Source organism: Cryobacterium sp. GrIS_2_6, assembly GCF_035984545.1.
Taxonomy (GTDB): Bacteria; Actinomycetota; Actinomycetes; order Actinomycetales; family Microbacteriaceae; genus Cryobacterium.
Genome location: NZ_JAXCHP010000001.1, coordinates 4,069,681 through 4,094,177, shown reverse-complemented (window position 1 = coordinate 4,094,177; position 24,497 = coordinate 4,069,681). Strand labels below are relative to the sequence as shown.

The following is a 24,497-nucleotide window of genomic DNA, read 5'->3' as shown; positions in this document are numbered from 1 at the left end:
GCACTGTTCACCCGGAACCGTCGCACCGGCAGGTCCCGCGGTGTCAGGATGGACTCATGGACGGCGAAAACATTCAGGACGAATCGGGTCTCGGAAGCGACTTCGATGACGATTTCGATCCCCTGACCGGCAAGGACGACCCGGAACTCCCCACCAACCGGTATCTCGACCGGGAATTGAGCTGGCTCGCGTTCAACCAGAGGGTGCTCGAACTCGCCGAGGACCCACAGCTCCCGGTTCTCGAGCGCGCGAACTTCCTCGCCATCTTCTCGAGCAACCTCGACGAGTTCTTCATGGTCCGCGTCGCGGGACTCAAACGCCGTATCCTGACCGGACTCGCCGTTCCGACGAACATCGGCACCGCACCGCAGGATGCCCTCTCCGACATCTCGGCGATGGCGCACGTGCTCCAGGACCGGCACGCCCGCGCCTTCCAGGACCTCGTCAGCCCGGCCATGATGGCCGCCGGCATCCACATCGCGACCTGGGACAGCCTCGACGAGGCCGACCACCGATCGCTCCGCGACTACTTCTCCAACCAGATCTTCCCGGTGCTGATGCCCCTCGCGGTCGACCCGGTGCATCCGTTTCCCTACATCTCCGGCCTCTCCCTCAACCTCGCCGTCCGGGTACGCAACTCGAAGACCGGCAAGCAGGAATTCGCGAGGCTCAAGGTGCCGACGATGCTGCCGCGCTTCGTGCGCGTCGACCGCCGCGAGGGCTTCGACAATGTGCGATTCATTATGCTCGAGGACCTGATCGCCAACCACCTCGGCGATCTGTTCCCCGGCATGGACATCCTCGAACACCACGTTTTCCGGGTGACCAGGAACGAGGACGTCGAGATCGAGGAAGACGAGACCGAGAACCTGATCAAGGCCCTTGAGAAGGAACTTCTCCGTCGCCGGTTCGGCCCGCCCATCCGCCTCGAGATCACCGAGGACATGGACGAGGTCACGCTCGGCCTGCTCGTGCGCGAACTCGACGTCACCGAGCAGGAGGTGTACCGGCTGCCCGCCCCACTCGACCTCGGCGGACTGTTCGACCTGCGCGTCGACCGCCCGGACCTGCGCTACGTCAAGCACGTCCCGACCACGGCCGTACAGCTCCTCGCACCAGAGCCGAACGCCGAGCCCGATATCTTCAGCTCGATCGCGCGCCGCGACATCCTGCTCCACCACCCGTACGAGTCCTTCGCGACGAGCGTGCAGGCATTCCTCGAGCAGGCGGCCGCCGACCCGGACGTTCTCGCGATCAAGCAGACCCTGTACCGCACCTCCGGCGACAGCCCGATCGTTGAGGCGCTCATCGCGGCCGCCGAATCCGGCAAGCAGGTGCTCGCCCTCGTCGAGATCAAGGCTCGCTTCGACGAGCAGGCCAACATCTCCTGGGCACGCAAGCTCGAGAAGTCCGGCGTGCACGTCGTCTACGGTCTCGTCGGCCTCAAGACGCACTGCAAGCTCGCCCTCGTCGTGCGCAACGAGAACGGCGTGCTGCGGCACTACAGCCACATCGGCACGGGTAACTACAACCCGAAGACCAGCAGGCTCTATGAGGACCTCGGCCTGCTGACCGCGGACCCCCAGGTCGGCAAGGACCTGACCCGCCTGTTCAACGAGCTGTCCGGGTACGCGATCGAGAAGAAGTTCAAGCGGCTTCTCGTAGCGCCCCTGCACCTGCGTCGCGGGTTGTTGAAGGCGATCAACCTGGAGACGCAGGCCGCCCTCGACGGCAAGCCCTCCGGCATCCGCATCAAGGTCAACTCGATGGTCGACGAGGCCATCATCGACGCGCTCTACCGGGCCAGCCAGGCCAGGGTCCCCGTCGAGGTCTGGGTGCGCGGCATCTGCAGCCTGACGCCGGGCATCCCCGGGGTCAGCGAGACGATCAAGGTGCGGTCGATCCTCGGCCGCTACCTCGAGCACTCCCGGATCTTCTCCTTCCACAACGGCGGGGACACCCAGGTGTACATCGGCAGCGCCGACATGATGCACCGAAACCTCGACCGACGCGTTGAGGCCCTCGTGCGCCTCGTCGACCCCGATCACCTCACGGAGATCGATGGGCTGTTCAACCGCGCCATGGACGACCGCACGGCATCCTGGTGGCTCGACAGAACCGGCGAATGGACCCGCCACCACCTCGATGACTCCGGAAAGCCGCTCGACGACATGCAGGACCGATTGATGCAGCAGATCTCCCGACGCGTTCGGCCGACGGGTCGCCGATGAGTGCGATCCTTCCGAACGGGGCGATCCACGCTGCCGGTGCGGTCTGCTGGCGCCTGATCGACGGCAAGATGAACGTCCTGCTCGTGCACCGCACGGTCTACGGCGACGTCACCATCCCCAAGGGGAAGGTCGACCCCGGCGAGACCCTGCCGCAGACGGCCGTGCGGGAGATCGAGGAAGAAACCGGACTCGCGGTCGCCCTGGGCGTGCCGCTCGGCGAATCGCGGTACTCGCTCGGCAACGGCAGGGAGAAGGTCGTGCAGTACTGGGCCGCCGAGGTGCACCCCGAGGAGATCCAGCGCTCGACCTTCGTGCCGAACAGCGAGATCGCGGCCATCGAATGGGTCACGATCAAGAAGGCACGCAGCTATCTCAGCTACGCGCAGGACGTCGAGATCATCGACGCCTTCGCCGAACTCGTCGACAGGGGCGTGACGACGACCTTCGCCCTCATCGCTCTCCGGCACGGCAAGGCCGTCACCGGTTCAAGCTGGGCCGGCCCCGACAGCACCCGCCCCCTCACCGAACGCGGCGTCGCCCAGGCCGTCGAACTCGTGCCGACCGTGGCGGCGTGGCGCCCGCGCCGCATCGTTTCGAGCACGGCCACCCGGTGCATCACGACCGTCGCCCCGCTCGCGGCCGCGACCGGCATCCCGATCAAGCGCACGGAGCTCTTCAGCCAGGACGCCTTCGAACAGGGCGTAGCGGATGTCCGCGCCGGCATCGGCAAGCGCATTCGCTCCCGCAAGACCGCCGTCATCTGCAGCCACGGACCGGTGCTGCCCGAGATCCTGCACGAAATCGCGCTCGCCACCGGGAGCACCTTCGGCCTGTACATCGAGGAGGCTTCCCACCTTGACATCGGCTCGTTCTCCGTCGTGCACCTGACCCGCGAGAACCCGAGCGCCGGAATCCTCGCCATCGAGACCTACCGACCGAGCGTCTGAGGGCCAGCCGGCCCGTCGAACAGCCCGTTCACGTTAACCTTCCGTTCATCTTCCGGAGGGGGTGTCGTTAAGCCGTCGGATTATCGTCTGACCGGGGCCAGCACCGGCCCCGCCCCGCAGTCAGTTTCACTGCTGTCAACCCTCGAAAGGGAAAATTCGTGAATCTCAAGCGTTTTGGCCGACCCGCAGTCATCGCCGTCGCCGCCGCTCTCGCACTGTCCTCGTGTGCCTCCAACGAAGCCGGTACCGGCTCGAGCACCACCGCAGCGACAACCAGCACCCTCACCGGAACGCTCACCGGCGCCGGCTCGTCCGCACAGGGCTCCGCCCAGGAAGCCTGGATCGCAGCGTTCCAGACCTCCAACCCGAACGTCACGGTCAACTACGACCCGTCCGGCTCCGGCGCGGGCCGCTCCACCTTCATCGCGGGCGGCTCCGACTTCGCCGGCAGCGACTCCGCGCTCAACGACACCGAGCTCGCCGGAACGTTCGCGTCCTGCGCCGCCGGCGCCAAGGCCGTCGACCTGCCCGTCTACATCTCCCCGATCGCGGTCATCTTCAACGTCGCCGGCGTTACGGACCTCAAGCTCGACTCCGCAACCCTCGCGCATATCTTCCGCGGCGAGATCACGACCTGGAACGACCCGGCCATCGCCGCGCTCAACTCCGGCGTGACCCTTCCGGCAACGGCGATCACCGCGGTGCACCGCTCGGACGACTCGGGCACCACGAAGAACTTCACCGACTACCTCTTCCAGACCGCACCGACCGTGTGGACCGACAAGGCAGCCGACGCATTCCCGATCCAGGGCGGCGAAGGCGCCAAGGGCACCTCCGGTGTCGTTGACGCCGTGACCAACGGCGTCGGCACGATCGGCTACGCGGACGCATCCAAGGCCGGCAAGCTCGGCGTTGCGAAGATCAAGGTCGGCGACGCTTTCGTCGGCTACACCGCAGAAGCCGCGGCCGCCGTCGTCGCAGAGTCCCCGCTCGTCACGGGCCGCGACGCGAGCGACCTCGCCATCAAGATCAACCGCACCACGACCGACGCGACGCACTACCCGCTCGTGCTGGTCAGCTACGCGATCGTCTGCACCGAATACGCCAAGCCCGCCCAGGGCGAGCTCGTCAAGGCGTACGTGACGTACATGGCCAGTGCTGACGGCCAGAAGGTCGCCGCATCCGCCGGCGGCGCCGCGCCGCTCTCGACCGACCTGGCCGACAAGGTCGCCAAGGTTCTCGCGACCGTCAAGTAACACCCGTTTCACCGGCAACACCCGCACTACCAGCTCCACCGAAGTCTGCCCGGCCCGGGCCCGCGTCGTATCAGCGGCCCGGACCGGGCAGACTGGGGTGTACGGCCCCCGGACCGCGCATTGTTTTCGCTCCACCACCCGAACCTCAGGGAGACGCCCGGCATGACCTCCGTAGTTGCCCGCGATCGAATCCGCGCCCCGCAGCGTCCCGGCGATGTGATCTTCTCAACGGCGACCGTCGTCGCCGGCAGCCTGATCCTCGCCGTGCTCGCCGCCGTCGCCGGGTTCCTGCTCATCCAGAGCCTGCCGGCCTTCGTCGCGGCGCCCGCCGATTTCACCGGCGGCTTCACCAACTTCTGGGCCTACGTCTGGCCTCTCGCCTTCGGCACGCTCTGGTCGGCACTCCTGGCAATGATCATCGCGATCCCGCTCGCGATCGGCATCGCCCTCTTCATCTCGCACTACGCTCCCCGGCGGATCGCCCAGGGCCTGGGCTACGTCATCGACCTCCTCGCCGCCGTGCCGTCCGTGGTCTTCGGCCTGTGGGGCATCGGCGTGCTGGCCCCGCTCGTCCAGCCGTTCTATGCGAACCTCGTCGACTGGTTCGGCTGGTTCCCGCTCTTCGCCGGACCGGTCTCCGGCACCGGTCGCACCATCCTGACCGTCGCCATCGTGCTCGCGGTGATGGTGCTTCCGATCATCACCGCGCTCTGCCGGGAGATCTTCCTGCAGACCCCGGTGCTCTACGAGGAGGCCTCCCTTGCCCTCGGCGCCACCCGCTGGGAGATGATCTCGATGGCGGTGCTTCCCTTCGGCCGCTCCGGCATCATCTCCGCCTCGATGCTCGGCCTCGGCCGCGCCCTCGGCGAGACGATGGCGGTCGCGATGGTGCTCTCGCCGAGCCCGACGGTGCTCTTCCAACTGCTGACCTCGCAGAACCCGACGACCATCGCCGCGAACATCGCCCTGAACTTTCCTGAGGCACACGGCGTCGGCGTGAACATCCTGCTCGCCACCGGCCTGATCCTCTTCGTCATCACCCTCGCGGTCAACATGATCGCCCGCTACATCATCAACCGCCGCAAGGCCTTCTCGGGAGCGAACTGATGAGCAGCACGACCGCCACCCGGGCCGCGAACACGCCCCAGGCCAACGCATACGCCGCCGGCAAACTGCCCCGGAACTCCACGCTCTATGTGCTGCTCGCGAGCTGGATCGTCACAGGGGCGGTATTCCTGGTGCTCCAGCTGTCGGGGGCCACCTCCGGCTTCAACATCGTCGGCACGGTCTTCTTCGGCACCGTGCTCTACTGCGTCGCCATCTACGCGCTCTCGTACGCCGTCGAAGGCGTGCGCCGGGCGAAGGACCGCCTCGTCACCGCCCTCGTCACCGCCGCCTTCGTGGTCGCACTGCTGCCGCTGATCTCGCTGGTCTTCACGACGGTCGTCAACGGGCTGCCGGCCTTCCTCACCCCGACGTTCTTCACCGAGTCGCAGCGCAACGTCGTCGGCGCTGGCGGCGGCGCCCTGCACGCCATCATGGGCACACTCGAGATCACCGGCGTCGCCACTATCATCTCGGTGCCGATCGGCCTGCTCGCCGCGATCTACCTCACCGAGTACGGACGCGGCCGGCTTTCCCAGGCGATCACCTTCTTCGTGGACGTGATGACCGGCATCCCCTCGATCGTGGCCGGCCTGTTCGCCTTCGCCTTCTTCTCCCTGCTGTTCCAGGATGCGGGCATCCGCTTCGGCTTCGGCGGTGCCATCGCTCTCTCGGTGCTGATGATCCCGGTCGTGGTGCGCTCGAGCGAGGAAATGCTCAAACTCGTGCCGAACGAACTGCGCGAGGCCGCATACGCCCTCGGCGTGCCGAAGTGGCTGACCATTCTCAAGGTGGTGCTTCCGACCTCGATCGCCGGCATCGTCACGGGCATCATGATCTCGATCTCCCGGGTCATCGGCGAGACGGCCCCGCTGCTGATCATCTCCGGCTTCACGGCGAGCATGAACTACGACCTGTTCAGCCAGCGGATGATGACCCTCCCGGTGTTCGTGTACACCCAGTACGCGAACCAGGGCACGGACACCCAGGCGTATCTCGACAGGGCCTGGGCCGGCGCACTCACCCTGGTGCTCATCGTCATGCTCCTGAACGGCCTCGCGAGGCTCATCGCCAAAATCTTCTCCCCCAAGCTCGGCCGCTAGGCTCCACCCGGCCGCTGGCCGCAACTCGAAGGATCACATGTCCAAGCGCATTGAAGTCAACGACCTCAACGTCTATTACAGCAAGTTCCTCGCTGTCGAAAACGTCACGCTGACGATCGAGCCCCGCACGGTGACCGCCCTGATCGGGCCGAGCGGGTGCGGTAAGTCCACCTTCCTCCGCACCCTGAACCGGATGCACGAAGTCATCCCCGGCGCCTACGTCACGGGCGAGGTGCTCATCGACGGCAACAACCTCTACGGCCCCGGCGTCGACCCGGTGCTCGTGCGCCGCCAGGTCGGCATGGTGTTCCAGCGGCCGAACCCGTTCCCGACCATGTCGATCGGCGACAACGTCCTTGCCGGCGTGAAGCTCAACAACCGCCGCATCTCCAAGCCGGACGCGGATGCCCTCATCGAGAAGTCCCTCCAGGGCGCCAACCTCTGGAACGAGGTCAAGGACCGCCTCGACAAGCCAGGCTCGAGCCTCTCCGGCGGCCAGCAGCAGCGGCTCTGCATCGCCCGTGCGATCGCCGTGCAGCCCGACGTGATCCTGATGGACGAGCCGTGCTCGGCCCTCGACCCGATCTCCACCCTCGCGATCGAGGACCTCATCGAGGAGATGAAGGCCGAATACACGATCGTCATCGTCACGCACAACATGCAGCAGGCATCCCGGGTCTCCGACCGCACCGGCTTCTTTAACATCGCCGGCACCGGCAAGCCGGGCAAGCTCATCGAGTACAACGACACCACGACGATCTTCTCGAACCCGTCGGTACAGGCGACCGAGGACTACGTCTCCGGCCGCTTCGGCTAAACCCGCGCCTGCCCCGACCGCTTCGGCGGTCTAGTCGGTGCGGCCGAGCAGGTACTCGTTGAAGACGCGGGTGCGCGGCCGGTCGGTCGCGAGCGGCAGGCCGTCGAGTTCGGTCACGGCGACGACCAGGCGGATGCTCGACAACAGCCAGACGGCATCCGCTGCCCGCAGCTCCGCGACCGTGATGTCGCGGTACTCCACCGGTTCGCCCTCCTCCCTGAGGTGCTCGAAGAGGCTCTGCTGGGTGGTGCCGTGCAGGATCGCACCGCTCGGCGCCGGCGTGACGTAGACGCCGTTCGACCGGATGACCACGCTCGACGTCGGGCCCTCCATGACGTAGCCGTCGTGCGTGAGGAAGATCGTGTCGTCGGCCCCACGACGCCGTGCCTCGCGGAGGGCGGCCATGTTGATCGCGTAACTGAGTGTCTTCGCACCCATCAGCAGCCACGGCGCGACCTCGGCGACCCCGCGCGGGTACCCGCGGTCGAGGGTGATCGCCCGCACCCCGTTCTCGCGCGCGGCGGAGTGGTCCGGCGCGCGGGTCGCGTGCAGCCACGCGGTCGGCGCAGGCCCGGACTGGACGCCGCGGCTGAGCACGAATTTGAGCGCGAGCTCGCCCTCGTGCGGCACCCGCGCCACCGCGTAGGCGATGGCCTCTCGCCATTGCGCCGGGTTCGGCACCGGGAGGTCGCAGATCTCCGCCGAGTGCCGCAGGCGCGTGATGTGCGCCTCGACCTCCTGCGGGTGTCCGTCGACGACGCTGAGGGTCTCGAAGATGCCGTCACCGCGCTGGGTGCTCAGCTCCCCCACCCGGAGAGCCGGAGCGGCCGAATCCATCTCGTGGAAGGTGCCCGCAAAGTCCGCCTGGGCGGAATCGGCGGGCTCCGGGTCGATCAGAAGGGTGAATGGCAGCGTCATGCCCCGAGCCTAGTTGCGGATCAGGAACTCTGGATGGCCACCATCGGCGTCGTGGTGGGCTGCTTCGAGCCGCCCTTGGGTTCCACGGTCATGCCGATCGTGTCGCCTGTGGTGAGGCTGCCGTCGAGGACCCGCCAGGCGGTGCCGCCGCTCGCGCTGACGCTCGTATCGAGGACACCGGCCGAGACCGCTCCCCCGGCCCCGATGTACCAGAGCTGGTAGTCCTTGTCGCCGGAAAGCGCGGGCAGGCCGTCGACGACGAGCGCCGAAAGGCTGCTCGAATCGGACCAGACCAGGGTTGCCTGGTGGCCGTCCGCTGTCGTCGCCGAGGCGCGCTGCACGTCGGGTGCCGCGTTGAGCTGGGCGAGGGATGCCGCCTGCTGGGCCGCGAAGGAATCGGACGTGCCCGAGGTGCCGGCCAGTCCGAGGCCGACGAACGTACCGCCGATGAACAATGCGACCGCGGCGGCCGCGGCGAGCAAGAGGCTCGCGGGGCGCTGGAACCAGCGCTTTCTGGCCCGCTCTGCGGCGCTCGCGCCGGAACCCGAGCGGGTGCCCGTGCCGGCTGCGGACGGGGGAACGGGCGGGACGGCGGCGAGGCCGGGAGCCGCGGGGGCGGCATCCCCTGTCGGTGCGGTTGTCCGGGTGCTCGCCGGCCCGGCGAGGGGGGCGAGTTGCGGGGTCGAGGAGAGTTTGGCCATCAGCGAGGCTTTGAGGGCGGCTGAGGGCTGCACGGGGGCGGTCGCGAGGCCGAGGGCCACCGCGGTGTCGCTCAGTTCGGCGGACTCGATTCGGGCTTCTTCGGAGGACTTCAGGTGCGCCTCGAAGGCGGCGCGCTCCCTGGCCTCAAGGGCGTTGAGCGCGTAGGCGCCGGACAGCTCACCGGGGTTGCGCTCCGGGGTGCCGGTGTTCTCGGTGCCGGTCATGATGCCACGCCCAGTTCGTCGCGAAGGCGGATGAGCCCGTCCCTGAGTCTCGTCTTCACGGTCCCGAGCGGGATATGCAGTTGGGCGGCGACTTCGCTCTGACTGAAGCCCCCGTAGTAGGCAAGACCGATCGCCTGGCGTTGCAGTTCGGTCAGTCTGGACATCGCCCTCTCCACCCTTTCATGCTCGATTCGTGTTTCTACGGTCTCGGACACGTCGTCGTAGGCAACCGCGAGGTCGCGGATGCCGATTTTCGTGTCCCGGTCGCGGCCGGCCTGGGACGACCTGATCCGGTCGACCGCACGTCGGTGCGCCATGGTCATGATCCAGGTGGAAGCCCCGCCACGCGCCGGCTCGTACCGCGTCGCCGACTGCCAGATCTCCAGGAAGATCTCCTGGGTCACTTCTTCCGACTGGGCGTGGTCGATGAGCAGGCGCTTGACCAGACCGAGCACCCGAGGGGCCATCTGGTCGTACAGTTCCCCGAAGGCCGCCTGGTCGCCAGTGGCGACCCGGGTTAGCAGCTCCTCTTTTGAGGGCGGCGCTGTCGACTCGGTGTCAGCGGCGAAGTCAGCAGTCATGAGAACCAGCATGTCAGGTCTTATCCCGTTCCATGACTAGTGTTCGGCGCCGAACACGAAATGGATTGGTCAGAAAAAGCTGAAGGCCGGGCCGCAGAACGCCTCTCGGCGCGAGGCCGCTCAGAGCGGCGAATATTGGAGCCCGGGGTTACTGCGGCCCGACCAGCATCCAGTGTAAACGACGAAGACGGATGTTTATTCCTAGTCGAGCGAATCGCTGCGCCACAACCGGGCGCACGATCCGAACTCCTGGGCCGTCGTCGAGAACCGCAGGGCGCGAGTGGTCAGTTCCGAGGCGCGGGACACCCCGGATGCAGCGAGTTCCGTCGCGTCAAGGTCGTCGGCGACACTCGCGCATCCGCTTGCGATGACCCGGCAGAACGCCGCGGCACGGTCGAGCGCGACGGCGAAGTCGCCCGTGAAGATGCCGCGGAGGATCTGGTCGGCGAGGGCGATGATCTCGGCGGGGCCGGTCGGCGCGGCGGCTCCGGCGATGACGGGGTCGATCGCCACGGTGACCTCGGTGCCGCGCTGGTAGAGGAACGACGTGCCTTCAGGATCCTGGCGGATGAGCAGGCGGACGAGGTAGATCCGCCAGAGCGCGCCGGGCAGGCTGCGCGGCGTTGCGCGCGACCACAGTTCGGCGACCGCGTCGATGCCGTGTTCGTCGGTGTACGCGACGAGGCGCTCGACGACGTCGGGATCGGGGTCGTTCCGCACCCGGGCGAGCAGCGCGTGCGCCGTCTCATGCGCGACCCGGCTGATTGCCGCCGGATCCTGGCCACCCTCGAAGGATTCGAACTTGCTGCCCGAGAACTGGGTGGGCTTGTGGAAGTCCTCTGCCAATCGAATCCTCCGTGTCTCGTTCGTGACTCGTGCGTGTCTGGTGGGGTCTCGCGGGGCAATTCCGTCCGTGAGGGGAACCCTCCCCACGGTACCCAGAAAAAACCTTGCCCGAATCCACGGTAGATTATTTACCGCGGGCCTCTAGCTCAGTTGGTAGAGCAAAGGACTTTTAATCCTTGGGTCGTCGGTTCGAGCCCGACGGGGCCCACTCTTGTGTTGGCAGCAGTACGCCGCGTGGCGGTTGTGGTGATAACACTCTCGTGTTGGCGTGAGTCACATGAGCACGCGATCAGTGACATTCGATGCGACGGCCGAGTTGCTGGCGCAGTCCCCGAGCGGGAACGTCTCGACGCGCGCCGTGTGCGAAGCTGCGGGAGTCCAGCAGCCGAGGAATCCGCCGATCCGTTGAGCGACCTGAGGGCCGGCTGGGACAGCCACAACGCGTTCGCCCTCGCCCAGCCGAATGCCTACCGGCTCCTGTTCGGGTCAGGGTCCGTCGCCAAGGCGGAATCAGCGAACGAAGCCATGCGACTCCTCCGGTCCGTGCTCGAACGCCTGGCCGCGCAGGGACGGCTGCACGTTGCTCCTGAGATCGCGGCACGGGTGGTGATGGCGGCGAACACCGGAGTCGCTCTCGCCCTGATCCTCCGCCCCGCGCTCTATCCGGATCCGGCCATATCGTCGATGATGCGTGACATCGTCCTCGGCGGGCTGGTAGCCGACACCGCGCCTGCTCCGGACGCCGGCGAATCCGGCCGCATTGCGGCGATCACCCCGCACGAGCCTTCCCGCGCTGCCCCCTGCTCTCTTCACCGGCCGCGAGGCCGGGCTGCTCGATGAAATGGCTGGAGCGCATCCAGTCCCCGTCGCCCTCCGACTGACAGCCGCCCCACCGCTGGTCTTCATGCGCCCCGCCGGGGCGTCATCCGTCGCGCCCGAAACCGGGCGCTTACCACCGCAGGGCAGCAGAAAGCGTATCCCCCCTGAGCAGCACCATCGGCACCGATCCCACCATCCAGGTCTCCCGGGTCGCCCTCGTCACCGGCGGGTCCGGCGGCATCGGACGCGCCGTCGTCGAGCGACTTGCAGAAGACGGGTTCGCCCTCGGCGTGCACTACGCCGGCAACCAGGCGAAAGCCGACGAGACCGTTGCCGCGGTCCTTGCCGCGGGCGGTCGCGCGATTGCGGTAGGCGACGACGTCGCCGAGGAGGGAGCCATGTCGGACGCGTTCGACGCGGTGGAGGCGGAGTTCGGCGGGGTCGACGTCGTCGTGAACACGGCAGGCATCATGCTCCTCTCGCCGATCGCGACGCTCGATCTCGCTGACCTCGACCGGATCTACCGCGCCAACAGCCGCGGCACCGTCGTGGTCCCAGCAGGCGGCCCGCCGGGTCCGCCCGGGCGGAGCGATCATCAACTTCTCCACCTCCGTCACCCGCACCCAGTTTCCCGGCTACGGCGCATACGTGGCGAGCAAGGCCGCGGTCGAGAGCATCACGCTCATCCTCGCCCGTGAACTGCGCGGCAAGGACGTGACCGTCAACGCGGTCGCCCCCGGCCCGACCGCGACCGCCCTGTTCCTGAACGGCAAGGACGAGGCCACGATCACGAACCTCGCCAGCGCCGTCCCCCTGGAAAGGCTCGGCCAGCCCGCCGACATCGCCGAGACCGTCGCGTTCCTCGCCGGCCCCGAACGCGAACGCGACCGCCAGCCGCGACACGAACGGACGGTAGAACCAGCCGAGATAGCAGGCGGACATCGGGTGGAGCACCAGGTTGTTCACCGACAGGACCGGGGCAGTCGAGACCGCCATCTGCAGCGCGGTCACCGCGAAGAACACGAAGGTTTGACCGCTCTCTCTCCTCACGTGTCTTCTCCCGATCCTCAGGCCATCGGCCAGGGTCGCTCGAATGGGCACACCCATTCGTACTACGCTCAGGCTATCGCCCCACCAACGGATGCCCGGCACGAGGAGTCGCAATGCCCAAGAAGGTCAAGTGGCTCGAGGAGCCCATCCCGGAGAACTACCCGAAGGCGGCCGACTACCTGCGGTTGCTCGTGAACGAGCACGCGGTCGAGGCGACCTCGCTCGCCCTCGAGGCAGCGCCCATCACCTTCCACAAGGCCAAGGACATCCTGCGCGCCGCCGGGCTTCCCCTGCTCACGCCGGAGAACCCGCACGTCGCCAACTACCTCAGGCTGATCCGCGAGGGAGGTCGGCTGGGCCCGATCCTGCTCGTGCGCGGCAATCTGCCTGCCGCCGTTCCGCTGCACATCGCGGATGGATACCACCGCGTCTGCGCGACCTACCTCACGAACGAGAACACCGACATCCCTGTTCAGCTGGCGGACCTGACGCTCTAACCGCGCCATGATGCACGGCCGGTTGCCTGTCCGGACACCCCGATGACGTTCCAGACCCTTGCGATCATCTCCCTGGTCGGCCTGCTCGGCCCGCTGCTGGCGACCCCACAGCGCTGGCGGGTTCCGGTCATGCTCGGCGAGCTCCTCGCTGGAATCCTCGTCGGCCACACCGGACTCGGCCTCGTCGACTCGAGCGATCCGACCCTGACCCTGCTCGCTGACGTCGGGTTCGCACTGATCATGTTCGTGGCAGGCACCCACGTCCCGGTGCGTGATACCGGCATCCGCTCGGCGCTCGGCAAGGGCACGGCCCGGGCCGGTCTTGCCGCCGTCATCGCCATCGTGCTCGGCGTGGCGACGGCGGTGCTCTTCGGTACCAGCCACGCGCCGCTGTACGCGGTGCTGCTCGCCTCGTCGTCTGCGGCGCTCGTGCTGCCGGTGATCGACTCGCTGAAACTGACCGGCCCGTCGGTGCTGCAGGTGACCGCGCAGGTCGCGATCGCCGACGTCGCTGCGATCGTCGCCCTGCCGATCGTGATCGACCCGGCCAATGCAGGCTCGGCCGCGCTCGGCGCCACAGCGGTCGCGGCATCTGCGGTGCTGCTGTATCTCGTGCTGTCGCGTCTCGAACGGAACGGCGCCCGGCTCCGGCTGCACCGGGTGTCCGAGGACCGCAAGTTCGCCCTCGAACTGCGGGTGCAGCTGACGATCCTGTTCGCGTTCGCCGCCCTCGCGGTGGTGAGCCACGTCTCGATCATGCTCGCCGGGTTCTCCTTCGGGCTGGCCGTCGCGATGGTCGGGGAGCCGAGGCGCCTTGCCCGGCAACTGTTCGCGATCGCCGACGGCTTCCTCGGGCCGCTCTTCTACGTGTGGCTCGGCGCCTCGCTCAACGTACTCGACCTCCTGACCCGGCCCGGAATGATCCTGCTCGGTCTCGTCCTCGGTCTCGGCGCCGTCGTGGCGCATGCCTCGGCCCGGCTGCTCGGCCTGCCACTGCCGTACGGCCTGCTTGCGGCCGCACAGCTCGGCGTGCCGGTTGCGGCGGCGACGATCGGGACCCAGCTGAACCTGCTTGCGCCTGGCGAGGCGGCCGCGCTGATCCTCGGCGCCCTGATCACGATCGGTGTCGCGACCGTGGCTGCGGGCGTCGCCTCCAGGCGGCAGGCCGGCGGGTCCCCCGCAGCACCAGGGGCGTCCGCCGGGCCGGCCGCACCCGCCTGACCCTGAGCGGATGGCGCCGCTCACGCGCCATGTGCGCCGTTCCGCGCCAGGCACGCCTGGCGCGGAGCGGCGCAATGGGCGCGCGACTCGGGGCGGCGGGCGGACCGGGGCCGGGCGATCGCCCGGGGAATTCCCGGGGAGCACACAGCGTTGACACGGTCAGCACTCGGGCTCAGCCGCCAGACTTATTGCTCCGCAGTCGCGCCACGCGCGCTGCGGGCACACAGCGGAGCGGGAGCTGCGGGGTGACGCGACAATTCAAGGAGGTCGCACGTGGAAAGAATTAACGAAGAAGTCGAGATCGAAACCGGCACCATCGAAAAGTACCGCCGGCACGCGAACGGACGCGGGCTGGTCTCCGGCGGGGCGCGGGTCGACCCGTCCGCCTTCATCTCTGGAACGGCATACGTCGAGAGCGGAGCCAAGGTGGGTGCGGAGGCCTGGATCGGACCGGGCAGCTGGATCGACCACAACGCCCTCGTCGGAGCGCGGGCCTTCATCGGGCAGAACGTGCACGTCGGCGTTGACGCCGTGATCGGCGCGGCCGCCCGTCTCGGAAGCCACTCCCGGATCGGCGACGGCGCCCGGGTACAGAGCGGAGCCGTCCTCGACCGGGACATCCGGATCCCGCAGGGCGGCATCGTGACCGCCGCGGCACGCGCGCAGGCACGACCGGCCGGGGCGCGGCATCCGCTCGATGCGGAAGCGCCGGCCCGCTTGCGCCGCGCCGCCTGAGCAGCGACCGTGACCGGGCGAGGCCCCGACCGAGTCATACCGGTCGGGGCCTCGCCACGTCGGGCCGCGGAGGCTCCGCCCTGTTCGGACGCTCGGCTTAGAGGAGGGTGACGGCAGCCTGGGCGACGGCGAAGATCGCGAGCCCCGCAAGGGACCCGACGACGGTGCCGTTGATCCGGATGTACTGGAGGTCGCGTCCGACCTGCAGCTCGATCTTCTCGCTCGTCTCCGCGGCATCCCAGCGTTCGACCGTCTCGGTGATGACACCGGCGATCTCGTCCCGGTAGGTCCGCACGAGGTACGTGACCGAGTCGGCGATCCAGCGATCGATGCGCCCTCCGAGCGCGCCGTCGCCGGCCAGCCGCCCACCCACCTCGATCACGGTCGCACGGATGCCGTCCCTCAGGTCGCTCGACGGGTCGCCCAGCGACGCCACGAGGGACACCTTCACGGCCTCCCAGGTCTCGCTCGCGAACTCGCGCAAGCGGGCACTGTCCAGGAGCTCGAGCTTCAGGGTCTCGACCCGGTTGATCATGGCAGGGTCGTGCTCGAGGTCGTCGGCCAGCTCGACGAGGTAACGGTCGATGGCCTCACGAAGCGGATGCGCGGCATCCGTCCGCACGGCGGCGACGAACCCGAGCACCTCGCGGTGCGCCCTGTCGTCGACGAGGCGGTCGACGAAGCCGGGCAGCCAGCCGGGCAGCCGAGCTGACACGGCCTTGCCGAAGGCCTCCGGGTGGGCTTCGAGCCAGGCCTCCGCCCGGTCCAGGAGCAGGTCGACGACCGCGTGCTGCTGTCCGGAGGCGACCAGGCGCGCGCCGACCCTGCCGATCGGCGGCGCCCACTCCGGGCGCACGAGGTGCTCGCGCGCCACGGTCTCGATGAGATCCTTGATCGCGTCGTCACTGAGGAGAGTGAGCAGCCCGGTGCCGGCGACGGAGATTTCCTCGGTGAGCCTGCGGGCGTTGTCGGGCTGCTTCAACCAGGTGCCGAGCCTCCTGGACACCCCGATGGAGTCGAGCTTGCCACGGACGACCTGCTCGGAGAGGAAGTTGGTGCCCACGAATTCGCCGAGGCTCGCGCCGATCTCGTCCTTACGACTCGCGATGATGTTGGTGTGCGGGATGCGCAGGCCGAGCGGATACCGGAACAGCGCGGTCACGGCGAACCAGTCGGCGAGGGCGCCGACCATGCCGCCCTCGGCGGCGGCCCTGACGTAGTGCAGAGCGGGAATACGATCCTGCAGCGCAAACGAGACGGCGAAGACGAGCGCCATCAGAAGGAGCAGCGCGAGGGCGAGCCGCTTCATCCTGACCAGGGCCACCAGCCGGGCCGCGTCTGCGGGGCTGAGCACGGCGGTGCGGCGACGCCGGGTGCCGCCGGGCGTCGGTCCGCCGGGCGTCGGTCCGCCGGGCGTCGGCTCGCGCGTCAGCGCCATGGATGCGAGCCTAGGCCTGGAATCCGGTCGGGCGGATGGCCCAGCGCACGGTCCAGGACTCGTCCGGCGCGAGCCAGCGGAGGCCGGCCCCCGAGTTGAAGGCGTCGGCGGGCGCGGTCATCGGCTCGATCGCGACGGCACGGCCGGGCAGGGGGCTCGCGCCATCGCTCGCCGTGACCGGAAACTCGGTGGGCGTGAAAACCTGCACGTACCGCATATTCTCGTCGCCCCAGACGGTGACCCTGCGGCCGTCCGGCGCGGTGAGGGAATGCTCGCGTCCGGCGCCGCCGAAGGCGTCGTCGAGCGCGAGATCGGCGACGCGCACGCCGGCACGCAGGTCGTAGCCGGTGCCGTCGACCGGGGTGTCGACACCGGTCGGATTGAGCCGGGCATCCACTTCGAGGTGCGTGGCCGCGTCGACTCGCAGCACGAGGTCCTCGGTGGGGACGTCGCCGATCTTGAGGTAGGGGTGCACGCCGATGGCCACGGGGGCGTTCTCCGTGCCGACGTTGTGCACGGTGTGGGTGACCTCGAGGCCCGTGTCGGTGAGGGCATAGGTCACGGTCGTGTCGAGCTGGAACGGGAAGCCGGACTGGGGGAACACGGTCGCGGCGAGGGTCACTGCCGCAGCGTCCCGTTCGACCAGTCGATACGGGGTGAAGCGGAGGAGCCCGTGGATGGCATTGTTCAGGAGGGGCTCGGTGATGCTCAGCTGCTGCCAGTCCTCGCCGTGCCGCCAGATCCCGTCGCGGATGCGGTTGGGCCACGGCACGAGCACGATGCCCGCGGACATCGGCGGCTCGACTGCCGCAGCGAAGGTCTCCACGAGGTCTATGCGGTTCAGGGCATAAGCCCGGATCCCGGCGGCGACCTCGGTGATCGTCGCCGTGGCCCGCCCGTTCGGGGTCTCGTGTGTCAGTTCGTGCTGGGTTCCGGTGGCTGCGCGCATGGGACCAGCCTATTCGCCCTGAAGCACGGTCAGTCCGGCCTCGCGGAGCCGGGCCAGCGCATCGGGGTGCGCTGCGGCATCCGTCAGCAGGGAATCGAAGGCACCGAGGGGGCCGACCCGGCCGAGGTGCACCCGGCCGAGCTTGGAGCCCTCCGCGACCACGATCGCCCGGGTCGCCGCCTGGAGCATGAGGGTCTTGACGCCGGCTTCCGGCAGGTTGATGTTCGTGACCCCGCCTGCAGCGTCGACGCCGTTGCAGCCGATGAAGGCGAGGTCGGCGTGGACCTGGCTGAGCACGGTCGCGGCGAGCGGCTCGACGAGGGAGTGCTGCAACGGCCTGAGCGAACCGCCCGTGACGATCACGGTGAAGCGCGGGATGGCGGGCTCGAGCTCGAGGGCGATGCTGAGCCCGTTGGTGATCACGACGACGTCGCTCAGCTCCGTACGGGCGAGCAGGGCACGGGCGATGGCGAGGTTGGTCGTGCCGACGTCGAGGATCACGCTCTGCCCGCTCACGACGAGGGATGCTGCGAGCGCGCCGATCTGCTGCTTCGGTATCACGGATGCCCCGAGCGACTCTTCGAAAGAGGGCTCGGTGTCCGCGGCGAGCGTCGAACCCTGGGCCAGCGCGGGCACCGCTCCCCCGTGCACCCGGTGCACGAGCCCCTCCGTCTCGAGGGCGTCGAGGTCGGCGCGCGCGGTGACCCCGGACATGCCGAAGGCCTCGCGCAGCTCACTCACCCGCACGAAGCCGCGCTCGTCGACGAGCCGGCGGATCTGCTCCCTGCGCTGGTGCTGCGGGAGCAGCTCGCGGTCTGCCGGCGTCTCGAATGTCATAACCCCATCTTCGCTTACTTTCTTTTCGTTATCAATTAGAAACCGCTGGTTTCGGTTGCGCAGATCCGCTAACGTGGTGAGGGTTATGGACACCGTCATGGACAGCGCAGGCTTCGTCGCCGCACCCGGAATCACCCGTCACCACCACACCCTGGCCGACGGCCGGGACCTCATCTACTTCGACGACCCGGACACGCTGCTTCCGCCGGAACGCGCCGCCGACACCCGCCAGCTCGACCCGCGCCCACCGACGGCGAGCATGCGGCAGGACCCGCTCAGCGGCGAATGGGTCTCGATCGCCTCCGCACGCCAGAACCGGGTGTTCCTGCCGCCGGCGAACCTCGATCCCCTCGCGCCGTCGACGCCGGAGAACCCGAGCGAGGTGCCGAGCAACTACGACGTCGCCGTGTTCGAGAACAAGTCGCCCTCCTTCGGCCCGCTGCTGACGGACCCGAACGCCCCGGCAGGCCTTGCCGAGCTCGCCGAGATCGGCCTCGGGCGCACCCGCACCTCGGTCGGCCGCTGCGAGGTCGTCTGCTTCAGCCCCGAGAACGAGGGCTCCTTCGCGAGCCTCTCCGTCACCCGGGCCCGCACCGTGATCGAGGCATGGGCCGAGCGCACCCACGTGCTCTCGCAGCTGCCGGGCATCCAGCAGGTGTTCCCCTTCGAGAACCGGGGCGAGGCGATCGGCGTGACGCTGCGGCATCCGCACGGGCAGATTTACTCGTACCCGTACGTCACCCCGCGCACCCAGCGCGTGATCGCATCGATCGACACCTACGGTCCCACTCTCTTCGCCGACGTGCTCGCAAGCGAACAGGCCGCCGACCGGGTCATCATCCGCGGTGAGCACTGGTCCGCATTCGTGCCCTTCGCGGCCCGCTGGCCCATCGAAGTGCACATGCTGCCGCACCGCCAGATCCCCGACTTCGCGGCGACGAGCCTCGCCGAACGCGACGAACTCGCGGTGCTCTACCGGCGACTCCTGCGCGGCATCGACGCGATCTACTCGACGCCGACGCCGTACATCGCGGCCTGGCACCAGGCCCCTGTGCACACCCACCGGGACGACATCCGCCTGATGCTGCAGGTCACGAGCCCGCGCCGGGCAGAGGACAAGCTGAAATATCTCGCCGGATCGGAGGCTGCGATGGGTGCGTGGATCGGCGACGTCACTCCTGAGCAGGCGGCTGCGGGCATCCGTGCCGCCGTCGAACGGGCGCTGAAAGCGGATGCCGCGAGCGAGGCCAGCGCATGAGCGCCCTCGATTCCGCAGCGACCGCCGGTTTCGCCAAGCGCTTCACCGGCGAGCCGGACGGCCTCTGGGCGGCGCCCGGACGGGTGAACCTGATCGGGGAGCACACCGACTACAACGACGGCTTCGTGCTGCCGTTCGCGATCGACCGGCGCACCGTGATCGCGCTGGCTGCGCGGAGCGACCGGTTGATGCGGGTGGCGAGCTCGTTCTCCGACGAGATCGTCGAGGTCTCGCTCGATGGGCTGACCCCCGACATCCTCTCGGGCTGGTCGGCGTACCCGCTCGGAGTCGCCTGGGCGCTCGGCGAATTCGGGGCGCCGCTGTCGACGGTGCCCGGTTTCGACGTGTACATCGTCTCGGACGTGCCGATCGGGGCCGGCCTGTCGTCGTCGGCGGCGATCGAGAGTGCGATCGCGGTCGCCCTCAACGACGTCTGGGGGCTCGGCTTCGACCGGCGCACACTCGCCCGGGTAGGCCAGCTCGCCGAGAACCGCGCCGTCGGGGCTCCGACGGGCATCATGGACCAGTCCGCGTCCCTGCTCGGCGAGGCCGACTCCGCGGTGTTCCTCGACTGCCGCACGCTCGAGTCCGAGGTCGTTCCGCTCGGCTTCGACACCGCGGGACTCGAGCTGCTGATCATCGACACGAAGGTGAGCCACGAGCACTCGACGGGCGGGTATGCCTTGCGCCGGGCATCCTGCGAGCTCGGCGCCCGGCTGCTCGGCGTCGACTCGCTCCGCGACCTCGGGGTCGTCGACCTCGCGCGTGCCGCTGAACTGCTCGACGACGAGACGTTCCGCCGGGTGCGGCACGTGATCACCGAGAACCAGCGGGTGCTCGACACCGTGCGCACGCTGCGCGAGTCCGGCCCGGCCGCGATCGGCGCGCTCCTCGACGCCTCGCACACCTCGATGCGCGACGACTTCGAGATCTCGGTTCCCGAACTCGACCTCGCGGTCGTCGCAGCGCGCGGCGCGGGTGCCCTCGGCGCGCGGATGACGGGAGGCGGCTTCGGCGGTGCCGCGATCGCGCTCACGCCGCATGAGCTGATCCCCGCGGTCACCGCTGCGGTCCGGTCCGCGTTCGCGGATGCCGGGTTCAGCGCCCCGGACACCTTCGTTGTCCGCGCGGCAGCCGGGGCCGGCCGCGAGGGCTGACCCTTCCCTCCCCGGCTTCCCCTTCATAACTCCTGCACGTCGGTCCGGCCGCTGCGGCGCTGCCAGTAGAACACTGGGCGGCGCGGCAGCCGGCCGGGAATCTGCAGGAGTTATGCCGATTCGGGCGGGGTGACGGGCGTGGCCGTTCCTGCGGTGATGCGGAGCAATTCGGCAAAGCTGGTCGGGAAGACGGTGTGGGCGTGGCCGGCAGCCGCCCACACTTCGGGATACCCGTCCAGGTCGACGTCGACGAGGGTGCGGAGCGGCCTCGGATGCCCGACCGGCGCAACGCCGCCGATGACCTGCCCGGTCGCGCTCGTGACGAGTTCCTTCGACGCCCGGCCGATCGTGCCGCCGAGCATCTCGCCAAGCCACTGCGTGTCGACGCGGTGAGCTCCAGAGGTCAGCACGAGCAACGGCTCGCCGTCGATGGTGAAGACGAGGGAGTTGGCGATCGCGCCCGGCTCGATGCCGAGGGCGTCGGCGGCCTGCTGCGCGGTCGTCGCCGCCTCATCGAGCCAGCGGATGTCCGGCGCGAGCCCGAAGGCGGCGAGCGCCTCCCGCACACGGTCGACGGCGGGGTGTGCGGTGTTCACCATCCGCACAGCCTAGCTGCGGCATCCGCTTCCCACCCGGCCCAAGGCATGACTCCTGCACATGCCTTGCGGCGGGGACGGGAGGCCACTGAAACACTGGGCAGCCGGATTCCGTCCGAGGAATGTGCAGGAGTTATGCCAAGGGACGGAGCATTAGGCTGGCGCGTATGACTGCAGACAGCGCCGCCCGCATCATCACCCTTCCCGACCGGCCGGGGCCGAGCATCGCGGACTCGGCGTTCGTCGCCCCTGGTGCGGTGCTCGTGGGGCATGTGATTCTCGCCGAACACGCAAGCGTCTGGTACAACTCGGTGCTGCGCGCGGAGGCGGAACCGATCCGGATCGGCGCGGGCTCGAACCTGCAGGACAACGTCTCCTGCCACGTCGACCACGGGTTCCCGCTCATCGTGGGCCGGGACGTCTCCGTCGGGCACGGCGCGGTGCTGCACGGCTGCGTCGTCGAGGACGGCGCCCTGATCGGCATGAGGGCGACCGTTCTGAACGGCGCCGTGATCGGGACGGGTTCCCTCGTCGCGGCCGGGGCCGTCGTGCTCGAAGGCACGATCGTGCCGCCGTATTCGCTCGTCGCCGGGGTCCCGGCCAAGGTGCGCCGACCCCTGACGGATGCCGAGGTCGCCGGCATCCGTCAGAATGCCGCGAACTACCTCGACCACGCCGCCCTGCACGCTTCCGCCCTCGCCTGATCCGCAGCGCACGGCCAGACCGGGTCCGTGACGTGTCGCATATCGACGTCAAGCGCCGACGCGAAGGCAGATAGGCGACACCTCAGCGATCACCTGAGCGTTTCCCGCTTCGCGACGCTGTGGCGGGATGCCCTGGGGGTGGTTAGAGCAGGGCGCGCTCGGCGGCCTTGACCACGTTGCCGAGCAGCATGGCGCGGGTCATCGGTCCGACGCCGCGGGGGTTCGGGGAGAGGTGGCCGGCGACCTCTGCGACGTCGGGGTGCACGTCGCCGGTGAGGACGCCCTTGCCGGTGACCGGGTCGACCAGGCGGGTGATGCCCACGTCGAGAACTGCGGCGCCCGGCTTGATCCAGTCGGCCTGGACCAGGTGCGGCACACCGACCGCGGCCACGACGATGTCCGCGCGGCGGACCTCCTCCGGCAGGTCGACGGTGCGCGAGTGGGTGAGTGTGACGGTCGCATCGAGGCCCTTGCGGGTGAAGAGCAGGCCGAGCGGCCGTCCGACGGTGAGCCCGCGGCCTATCACGACGACCTTGCGGCCGACGATCGGCACATCGTAGCGGCGCAGCAGCTCGACGATTCCAGCCGGCGTGCACGGCAGCGGCGAGCTGAGCTTGCCTTCGATGCCCAGGACGAGCCGGCCGAGGTTGGTCGGGTGCAGGCCGTCCGCGTCCTTGGCCGGGTCGATCAGTTCAAGCATGGCGTTCTCGTTGTGGCCGACGGGAAGCGGCAACTGGATGATATAGCCGGTGACCTCGCGGCTGGAGTTCAGGTCCTTGATCGCGGCGCGGACATCCGCCGTCGTCGCCGATGCGGGCAGGTCGATGCGGATCGACTCGATGCCGACTTCGGCGCAGTCGCGGTGCTTGCCCGCGACGTACGAACGTGAACCCGGGTCATCGCCGACGAGCAGGGTGCCGAGCCCGGGAACGATCCCGTGCGCACGCAGCTCGGTGACACGGGCGATGAGTTCGGTCTTCACGGCGGACGCGGTCGCGACTCCGTCGAGGGTGATTGCCGTCATGCGTGATCCAATCGTTTGGTGCTTTCGTGCGCGGTTGACCCCCGCGCTCGCCGAACCAATTCGACGGAGTTTCTGGTCGAAAACCCCGAAAACGGGCCTCCCAGGTACTTTTTTCCCAAAAACTCCGTCGAATTCGTCAGGGGGTGGTGGTGCAGGATGAGCGGCGTGCGCTACTGGTGCAGGCCGGGGTACAGCGGGAAGGCCTCGGTGAGCGTCTTGACCCTGGCACGGAGCGCCTGCACGTCGGCGCCTGGCTTGAGGGCCTCCGCGATGACGTCGGACACGACGGTGAACTCGGCGTCGCCGAAGCCGCGGGTCGCGAGTGCGGGCGTGCCGATCCGCAGGCCGCTCGTGACCATCGGCGGGCGCGGATCGAACGGCACCGAGTTGCGGTTGACCGTGATGCCCACGTCGTGGAGGGCGTCCTCGGCCTGCTGTCCGTTGATCTCGGAGTGGCGCAGGTCGGCGAGCACGAGGTGCACGTCGGTGCCGCCGGTGAGCACGTCGACGCCGGCGGCGCGCGAGTCGTCTGCCGTCAGGCGGGCGGCGAGGATGCTGGCCCCGCGCAGGGTGCGCTCCTGGCGTTCCTTGAATTCCGGCTCGGCCGCGAGCTTGAACGCGGTCGCCTTGGCGGCGATGACGTGCATGAGCGGGCCGCCCTGCTGCCCGGGGAACACGTTCGAGTTGAGCTTCTTCGCGAGCGCGGTGTCACGGGACAGGATGAAGCCGGACCGGGGGCCGGCGAGGGTCTTGTGCACGGTCGAGGACACAACGTCGGCGTGCGGCACCGGTGACGGGTGCAGGCCGGCGGCGACGAGCCCGGCGAAGTGCGCCATGTCGACCCAGAGCAGGGCGCCGACCTCGTCGGCGATCGCACGGAACGCGGCGAAGTCGAGGTGGCGGGGGTATGCCGACCAGCCGGCGATGATGACCTTCGGCTTGTGCTCGAGGGCCTTGTCGCGGACGACGTCCATGTCGACGAGGAAGGTGTCCGGGTCGACGCCGTACGCGACCGGGTTGTAGAGCTTGCCGGAGAAGTTGAGCTTCATGCCGTGGGTGAGGTGGCCGCCGTGGGCGAGCTCGAGGCCGAGGATGGTATCGCCGGGCGTTGCGATCGCGGAGAGCACAGCGGCATTCGCGGTGGCACCGGAGTGCGGCTGCACGTTCGCGTATGCTGCGCCGAAGAGGGATTTCGCCCGCGCGATCGCGAGCTCCTCTGCGACGTCGACGAACTCGCATCCGCCGTAGTAGCGGCGCCCCGGGTAGCCCTCGGCGTACTTGTTGGTGAGCACGGAGCCCTGCGACTGCAGGATGGCGCGCGGCACGAAGTTCTCGCTCGCGATCATCTCGAGGTAGTCGCGCTGGCGACCCAGTTCGAGTTCGAGGACTGCGGCGATCTCGGGGTCGACGACCTCGAGCGGCTCGTTGAAGGTGGAATGCAGCGTGGTACCAGGCACAGATTCGGACACGGGTCTCCTCAGAC

The 24,497-nt window shown here is 68.8% G+C and carries 25 protein-coding genes and 1 tRNA gene; 16 read left to right on the top strand and 10 right to left on the bottom strand.

The genetic code is table 11. The annotated features are described in order from the left end of the window. The first annotated feature begins 56 nt into the window (after positions 1–56). From RCH22_RS19810 to pstB, 6 genes are all read left to right on the top strand, one after another. A complete protein-coding gene (locus tag RCH22_RS19810) occupies positions 57–2,231 on the top strand; it encodes an RNA degradosome polyphosphate kinase (protein WP_327015308.1) in 2,175 nt (724 codons plus the stop codon). After that, positions 2,228–3,178 (top strand): NUDIX domain-containing protein, encoded by a 951-nt coding sequence (locus RCH22_RS19805; RefSeq protein WP_327015307.1) that lies wholly within the window; start codon positions 2,228–2,230, stop codon positions 3,176–3,178. The genes RCH22_RS19810 and RCH22_RS19805 overlap by 4 nt, the downstream gene beginning before the upstream one ends. Positions 3,179–3,336: 158 nt before the next feature. Continuing rightward, on the top strand, positions 3,337–4,434 hold the full coding sequence (gene pstS / locus RCH22_RS19800) for a phosphate ABC transporter substrate-binding protein PstS (protein WP_327015306.1): 1,098 nt from the start codon (positions 3,337–3,339) through the stop codon (positions 4,432–4,434). A 162-nt stretch (positions 4,435–4,596) separates the two neighbouring features. Then, the gene (gene pstC / locus RCH22_RS19795; protein ID WP_327015305.1) at positions 4,597–5,541 is read left to right on the top strand and encodes a phosphate ABC transporter permease subunit PstC; all 945 of its coding nucleotides are present in this window, start codon (positions 4,597–4,599) and stop codon (positions 5,539–5,541) included. Continuing rightward, entirely contained in the window at positions 5,541–6,641 is a 1,101-nt protein-coding gene (gene pstA / locus RCH22_RS19790) for a phosphate ABC transporter permease PstA (RefSeq protein WP_327015304.1), read from the top strand. Before pstC ends, pstA begins: the two co-directional genes overlap by 1 nt. A gap of 37 nt (positions 6,642–6,678) precedes the next feature. Then, positions 6,679–7,458 (top strand): phosphate ABC transporter ATP-binding protein PstB, encoded by a 780-nt coding sequence (gene pstB / locus RCH22_RS19785; RefSeq protein ID WP_134533973.1) that lies wholly within the window; start codon positions 6,679–6,681, stop codon positions 7,456–7,458. 30 nt (positions 7,459–7,488) lie between these two features. Here pstB and RCH22_RS19780 read toward each other — a convergent pair whose 3' ends face one another. The 4 genes from RCH22_RS19780 to RCH22_RS19765 form a co-directional block, all read right to left on the bottom strand. After that, entirely contained in the window at positions 7,489–8,376 is an 888-nt protein-coding gene (locus RCH22_RS19780) for an aminodeoxychorismate lyase (protein WP_327015303.1), read from the bottom strand. Between the two features lie 20 nt (positions 8,377–8,396). Beyond that, the gene (locus RCH22_RS19775; RefSeq protein ID WP_327015302.1) at positions 8,397–9,302 is read right to left on the bottom strand and encodes an anti-sigma factor; all 906 of its coding nucleotides are present in this window, start codon (positions 9,300–9,302) and stop codon (positions 8,397–8,399) included. Beyond that, positions 9,299–9,883, bottom strand: a complete 585-nt coding sequence (locus tag RCH22_RS19770) for a sigma-70 family RNA polymerase sigma factor (protein WP_327015301.1) — start codon at positions 9,881–9,883, stop codon at positions 9,299–9,301. The genes RCH22_RS19775 and RCH22_RS19770 overlap by 4 nt, the downstream gene beginning before the upstream one ends. 201 nt (positions 9,884–10,084) lie before the next feature. Then, entirely contained in the window at positions 10,085–10,729 is a 645-nt protein-coding gene (locus RCH22_RS19765; protein ID WP_327015300.1) for a DNA-directed RNA polymerase subunit beta, read from the bottom strand. A 135-nt stretch (positions 10,730–10,864) separates the two neighbouring features. Between RCH22_RS19765 and RCH22_RS19760 the strand changes: the two genes are divergently transcribed. The 7 genes from RCH22_RS19760 to RCH22_RS19735 all read left to right on the top strand — a co-directional run bounded on the left by RCH22_RS19760 (position 10,865) and on the right by RCH22_RS19735 (position 15,051). Then, positions 10,865–10,937, top strand: a tRNA-Lys gene (locus RCH22_RS19760). 197 nt (positions 10,938–11,134) lie between these two features. Then, positions 11,135–11,569 carry a WHG domain-containing protein gene (locus RCH22_RS19755; protein ID WP_327015299.1) on the top strand — a complete coding sequence of 145 codons (435 nt, stop codon included), beginning with the start codon at positions 11,135–11,137 and terminating at the stop codon, positions 11,567–11,569. A 143-nt stretch (positions 11,570–11,712) separates the two neighbouring features. Further along, the gene (locus RCH22_RS21255; protein WP_369125311.1) at positions 11,713–12,246 is read left to right on the top strand and encodes an SDR family NAD(P)-dependent oxidoreductase; all 534 of its coding nucleotides are present in this window, start codon (positions 11,713–11,715) and stop codon (positions 12,244–12,246) included. Next, a complete protein-coding gene (locus RCH22_RS21250; protein WP_369125310.1) occupies positions 12,140–12,793 on the top strand; it encodes an SDR family oxidoreductase in 654 nt (217 codons plus the stop codon). The genes RCH22_RS21255 and RCH22_RS21250 overlap by 107 nt, the downstream gene beginning before the upstream one ends. Further along, positions 12,712–13,095 carry a hypothetical protein gene (locus tag RCH22_RS19745; protein ID WP_327015297.1) on the top strand — a complete coding sequence of 128 codons (384 nt, stop codon included), beginning with the start codon at positions 12,712–12,714 and terminating at the stop codon, positions 13,093–13,095. The genes RCH22_RS21250 and RCH22_RS19745 overlap by 82 nt, the downstream gene beginning before the upstream one ends. Positions 13,096–13,137: 42 nt before the next feature. Beyond that, a complete protein-coding gene (locus tag RCH22_RS19740; RefSeq protein WP_327015296.1) occupies positions 13,138–14,316 on the top strand; it encodes a cation:proton antiporter in 1,179 nt (392 codons plus the stop codon). A gap of 273 nt (positions 14,317–14,589) precedes the next feature. Continuing rightward, entirely contained in the window at positions 14,590–15,051 is a 462-nt protein-coding gene (locus tag RCH22_RS19735) for a hypothetical protein (protein WP_327015295.1), read from the top strand. A gap of 97 nt (positions 15,052–15,148) precedes the next feature. On the opposite strand, the gene RCH22_RS19730 is transcribed toward RCH22_RS19735, so the two are convergent. From RCH22_RS19730 to RCH22_RS19720, 3 genes are read right to left on the bottom strand one after another with little or no spacing between them, the layout of a single operon-like run. Continuing rightward, a complete protein-coding gene (locus RCH22_RS19730) occupies positions 15,149–16,489 on the bottom strand; it encodes a DUF445 domain-containing protein (RefSeq protein WP_327015294.1) in 1,341 nt (446 codons plus the stop codon). 10 nt (positions 16,490–16,499) lie between these two features. Beyond that, complete coding sequence (locus tag RCH22_RS19725; protein WP_327015293.1) at positions 16,500–17,438, bottom strand: aldose 1-epimerase family protein; 939 nt, start codon at positions 17,436–17,438, stop codon at positions 16,500–16,502. Between the two features lie 9 nt (positions 17,439–17,447). Next, complete coding sequence (locus RCH22_RS19720; protein WP_327015292.1) at positions 17,448–18,275, bottom strand: DeoR/GlpR family DNA-binding transcription regulator; 828 nt, start codon at positions 18,273–18,275, stop codon at positions 17,448–17,450. A 97-nt stretch (positions 18,276–18,372) separates the two neighbouring features. On the opposite strand from RCH22_RS19720, the gene galT reads away from it, so the two are divergent. Continuing rightward, positions 18,373–19,533, top strand: coding sequence for a galactose-1-phosphate uridylyltransferase (galT, locus tag RCH22_RS19715; protein ID WP_327015291.1), 1,161 nt, complete (start codon positions 18,373–18,375; stop codon positions 19,531–19,533). After that, positions 19,530–20,690, top strand: a complete 1,161-nt coding sequence (galK, locus tag RCH22_RS19710) for a galactokinase (protein WP_327015290.1) — start codon at positions 19,530–19,532, stop codon at positions 20,688–20,690. The genes galT and galK overlap by 4 nt, the downstream gene beginning before the upstream one ends. A gap of 110 nt (positions 20,691–20,800) precedes the next feature. Here the strand turns inward: galK and RCH22_RS19705 are convergent, their stop codons facing one another. After that, complete coding sequence (locus tag RCH22_RS19705; protein ID WP_327015289.1) at positions 20,801–21,289, bottom strand: YbaK/EbsC family protein; 489 nt, start codon at positions 21,287–21,289, stop codon at positions 20,801–20,803. Between the two features lie 164 nt (positions 21,290–21,453). Between RCH22_RS19705 and RCH22_RS19700 the strand changes: the two genes are divergently transcribed. Next, the gene (locus RCH22_RS19700; RefSeq protein WP_327015288.1) at positions 21,454–21,990 is read left to right on the top strand and encodes a gamma carbonic anhydrase family protein; all 537 of its coding nucleotides are present in this window, start codon (positions 21,454–21,456) and stop codon (positions 21,988–21,990) included. 142 nt (positions 21,991–22,132) lie between these two features. Here RCH22_RS19700 and RCH22_RS19695 read toward each other — a convergent pair whose 3' ends face one another. Both RCH22_RS19695 and glyA read right to left on the bottom strand, forming a co-directional pair. After that, a complete protein-coding gene (locus RCH22_RS19695; protein ID WP_327015287.1) occupies positions 22,133–23,014 on the bottom strand; it encodes a bifunctional methylenetetrahydrofolate dehydrogenase/methenyltetrahydrofolate cyclohydrolase in 882 nt (293 codons plus the stop codon). Positions 23,015–23,184: 170 nt separating this feature from the next. Beyond that, positions 23,185–24,483: a serine hydroxymethyltransferase gene (gene glyA / locus RCH22_RS19690; protein ID WP_327015286.1), complete on the bottom strand. Its 1,299-nt coding sequence runs from the start codon at positions 24,481–24,483 to the stop codon at positions 23,185–23,187. Positions 24,484–24,497: the final 14 nt, after the last annotated feature.

Excerpts from the sequence above, each read along its gene's own strand:
- RCH22_RS19810 (WP_327015308.1), top strand. The coding sequence starts at position 57 with ATGGACGGCGAAAACATTCAGGACGAATCGGGTCTCGGAAGCGACTTC.
- RCH22_RS19805 (WP_327015307.1), top strand. The coding sequence starts at position 2,228 with ATGAGTGCGATCCTTCCGAACGGGGCGATCCACGCTGCCGGTGCGGTC.
- pstC (WP_327015305.1), top strand. The coding sequence starts at position 4,597 with ATGACCTCCGTAGTTGCCCGCGATCGAATCCGCGCCCCGCAGCGTCCC.
- pstA (WP_327015304.1), top strand. The coding sequence starts at position 5,541 with ATGAGCAGCACGACCGCCACCCGGGCCGCGAACACGCCCCAGGCCAAC.
- pstB (WP_134533973.1), top strand. The coding sequence starts at position 6,679 with ATGTCCAAGCGCATTGAAGTCAACGACCTCAACGTCTATTACAGCAAG.
- RCH22_RS19780 (WP_327015303.1), bottom strand. The coding sequence starts at position 8,376 with ATGACGCTGCCATTCACCCTTCTGATCGACCCGGAGCCCGCCGATTCC.
- RCH22_RS19775 (WP_327015302.1), bottom strand. The coding sequence starts at position 9,302 with ATGACCGGCACCGAGAACACCGGCACCCCGGAGCGCAACCCCGGTGAG.
- RCH22_RS19770 (WP_327015301.1), bottom strand. The coding sequence starts at position 9,883 with ATGACTGCTGACTTCGCCGCTGACACCGAGTCGACAGCGCCGCCCTCA.
- RCH22_RS19745 (WP_327015297.1), top strand. The coding sequence starts at position 12,712 with ATGCCCAAGAAGGTCAAGTGGCTCGAGGAGCCCATCCCGGAGAACTAC.
- RCH22_RS19740 (WP_327015296.1), top strand. The coding sequence starts at position 13,138 with ATGACGTTCCAGACCCTTGCGATCATCTCCCTGGTCGGCCTGCTCGGC.
- RCH22_RS19730 (WP_327015294.1), bottom strand. The coding sequence starts at position 16,489 with ATGGCGCTGACGCGCGAGCCGACGCCCGGCGGACCGACGCCCGGCGGA.
- RCH22_RS19725 (WP_327015293.1), bottom strand. The coding sequence starts at position 17,438 with ATGCGCGCAGCCACCGGAACCCAGCACGAACTGACACACGAGACCCCG.
- RCH22_RS19720 (WP_327015292.1), bottom strand. The coding sequence starts at position 18,275 with ATGACATTCGAGACGCCGGCAGACCGCGAGCTGCTCCCGCAGCACCAG.
- galT (WP_327015291.1), top strand. The coding sequence starts at position 18,373 with ATGGACAGCGCAGGCTTCGTCGCCGCACCCGGAATCACCCGTCACCAC.
- galK (WP_327015290.1), top strand. The coding sequence starts at position 19,530 with ATGAGCGCCCTCGATTCCGCAGCGACCGCCGGTTTCGCCAAGCGCTTC.
- RCH22_RS19705 (WP_327015289.1), bottom strand. The coding sequence starts at position 21,289 with ATGGTGAACACCGCACACCCCGCCGTCGACCGTGTGCGGGAGGCGCTC.
- RCH22_RS19700 (WP_327015288.1), top strand. The coding sequence starts at position 21,454 with ATGACTGCAGACAGCGCCGCCCGCATCATCACCCTTCCCGACCGGCCG.
- RCH22_RS19695 (WP_327015287.1), bottom strand. The coding sequence starts at position 23,014 with ATGACGGCAATCACCCTCGACGGAGTCGCGACCGCGTCCGCCGTGAAG.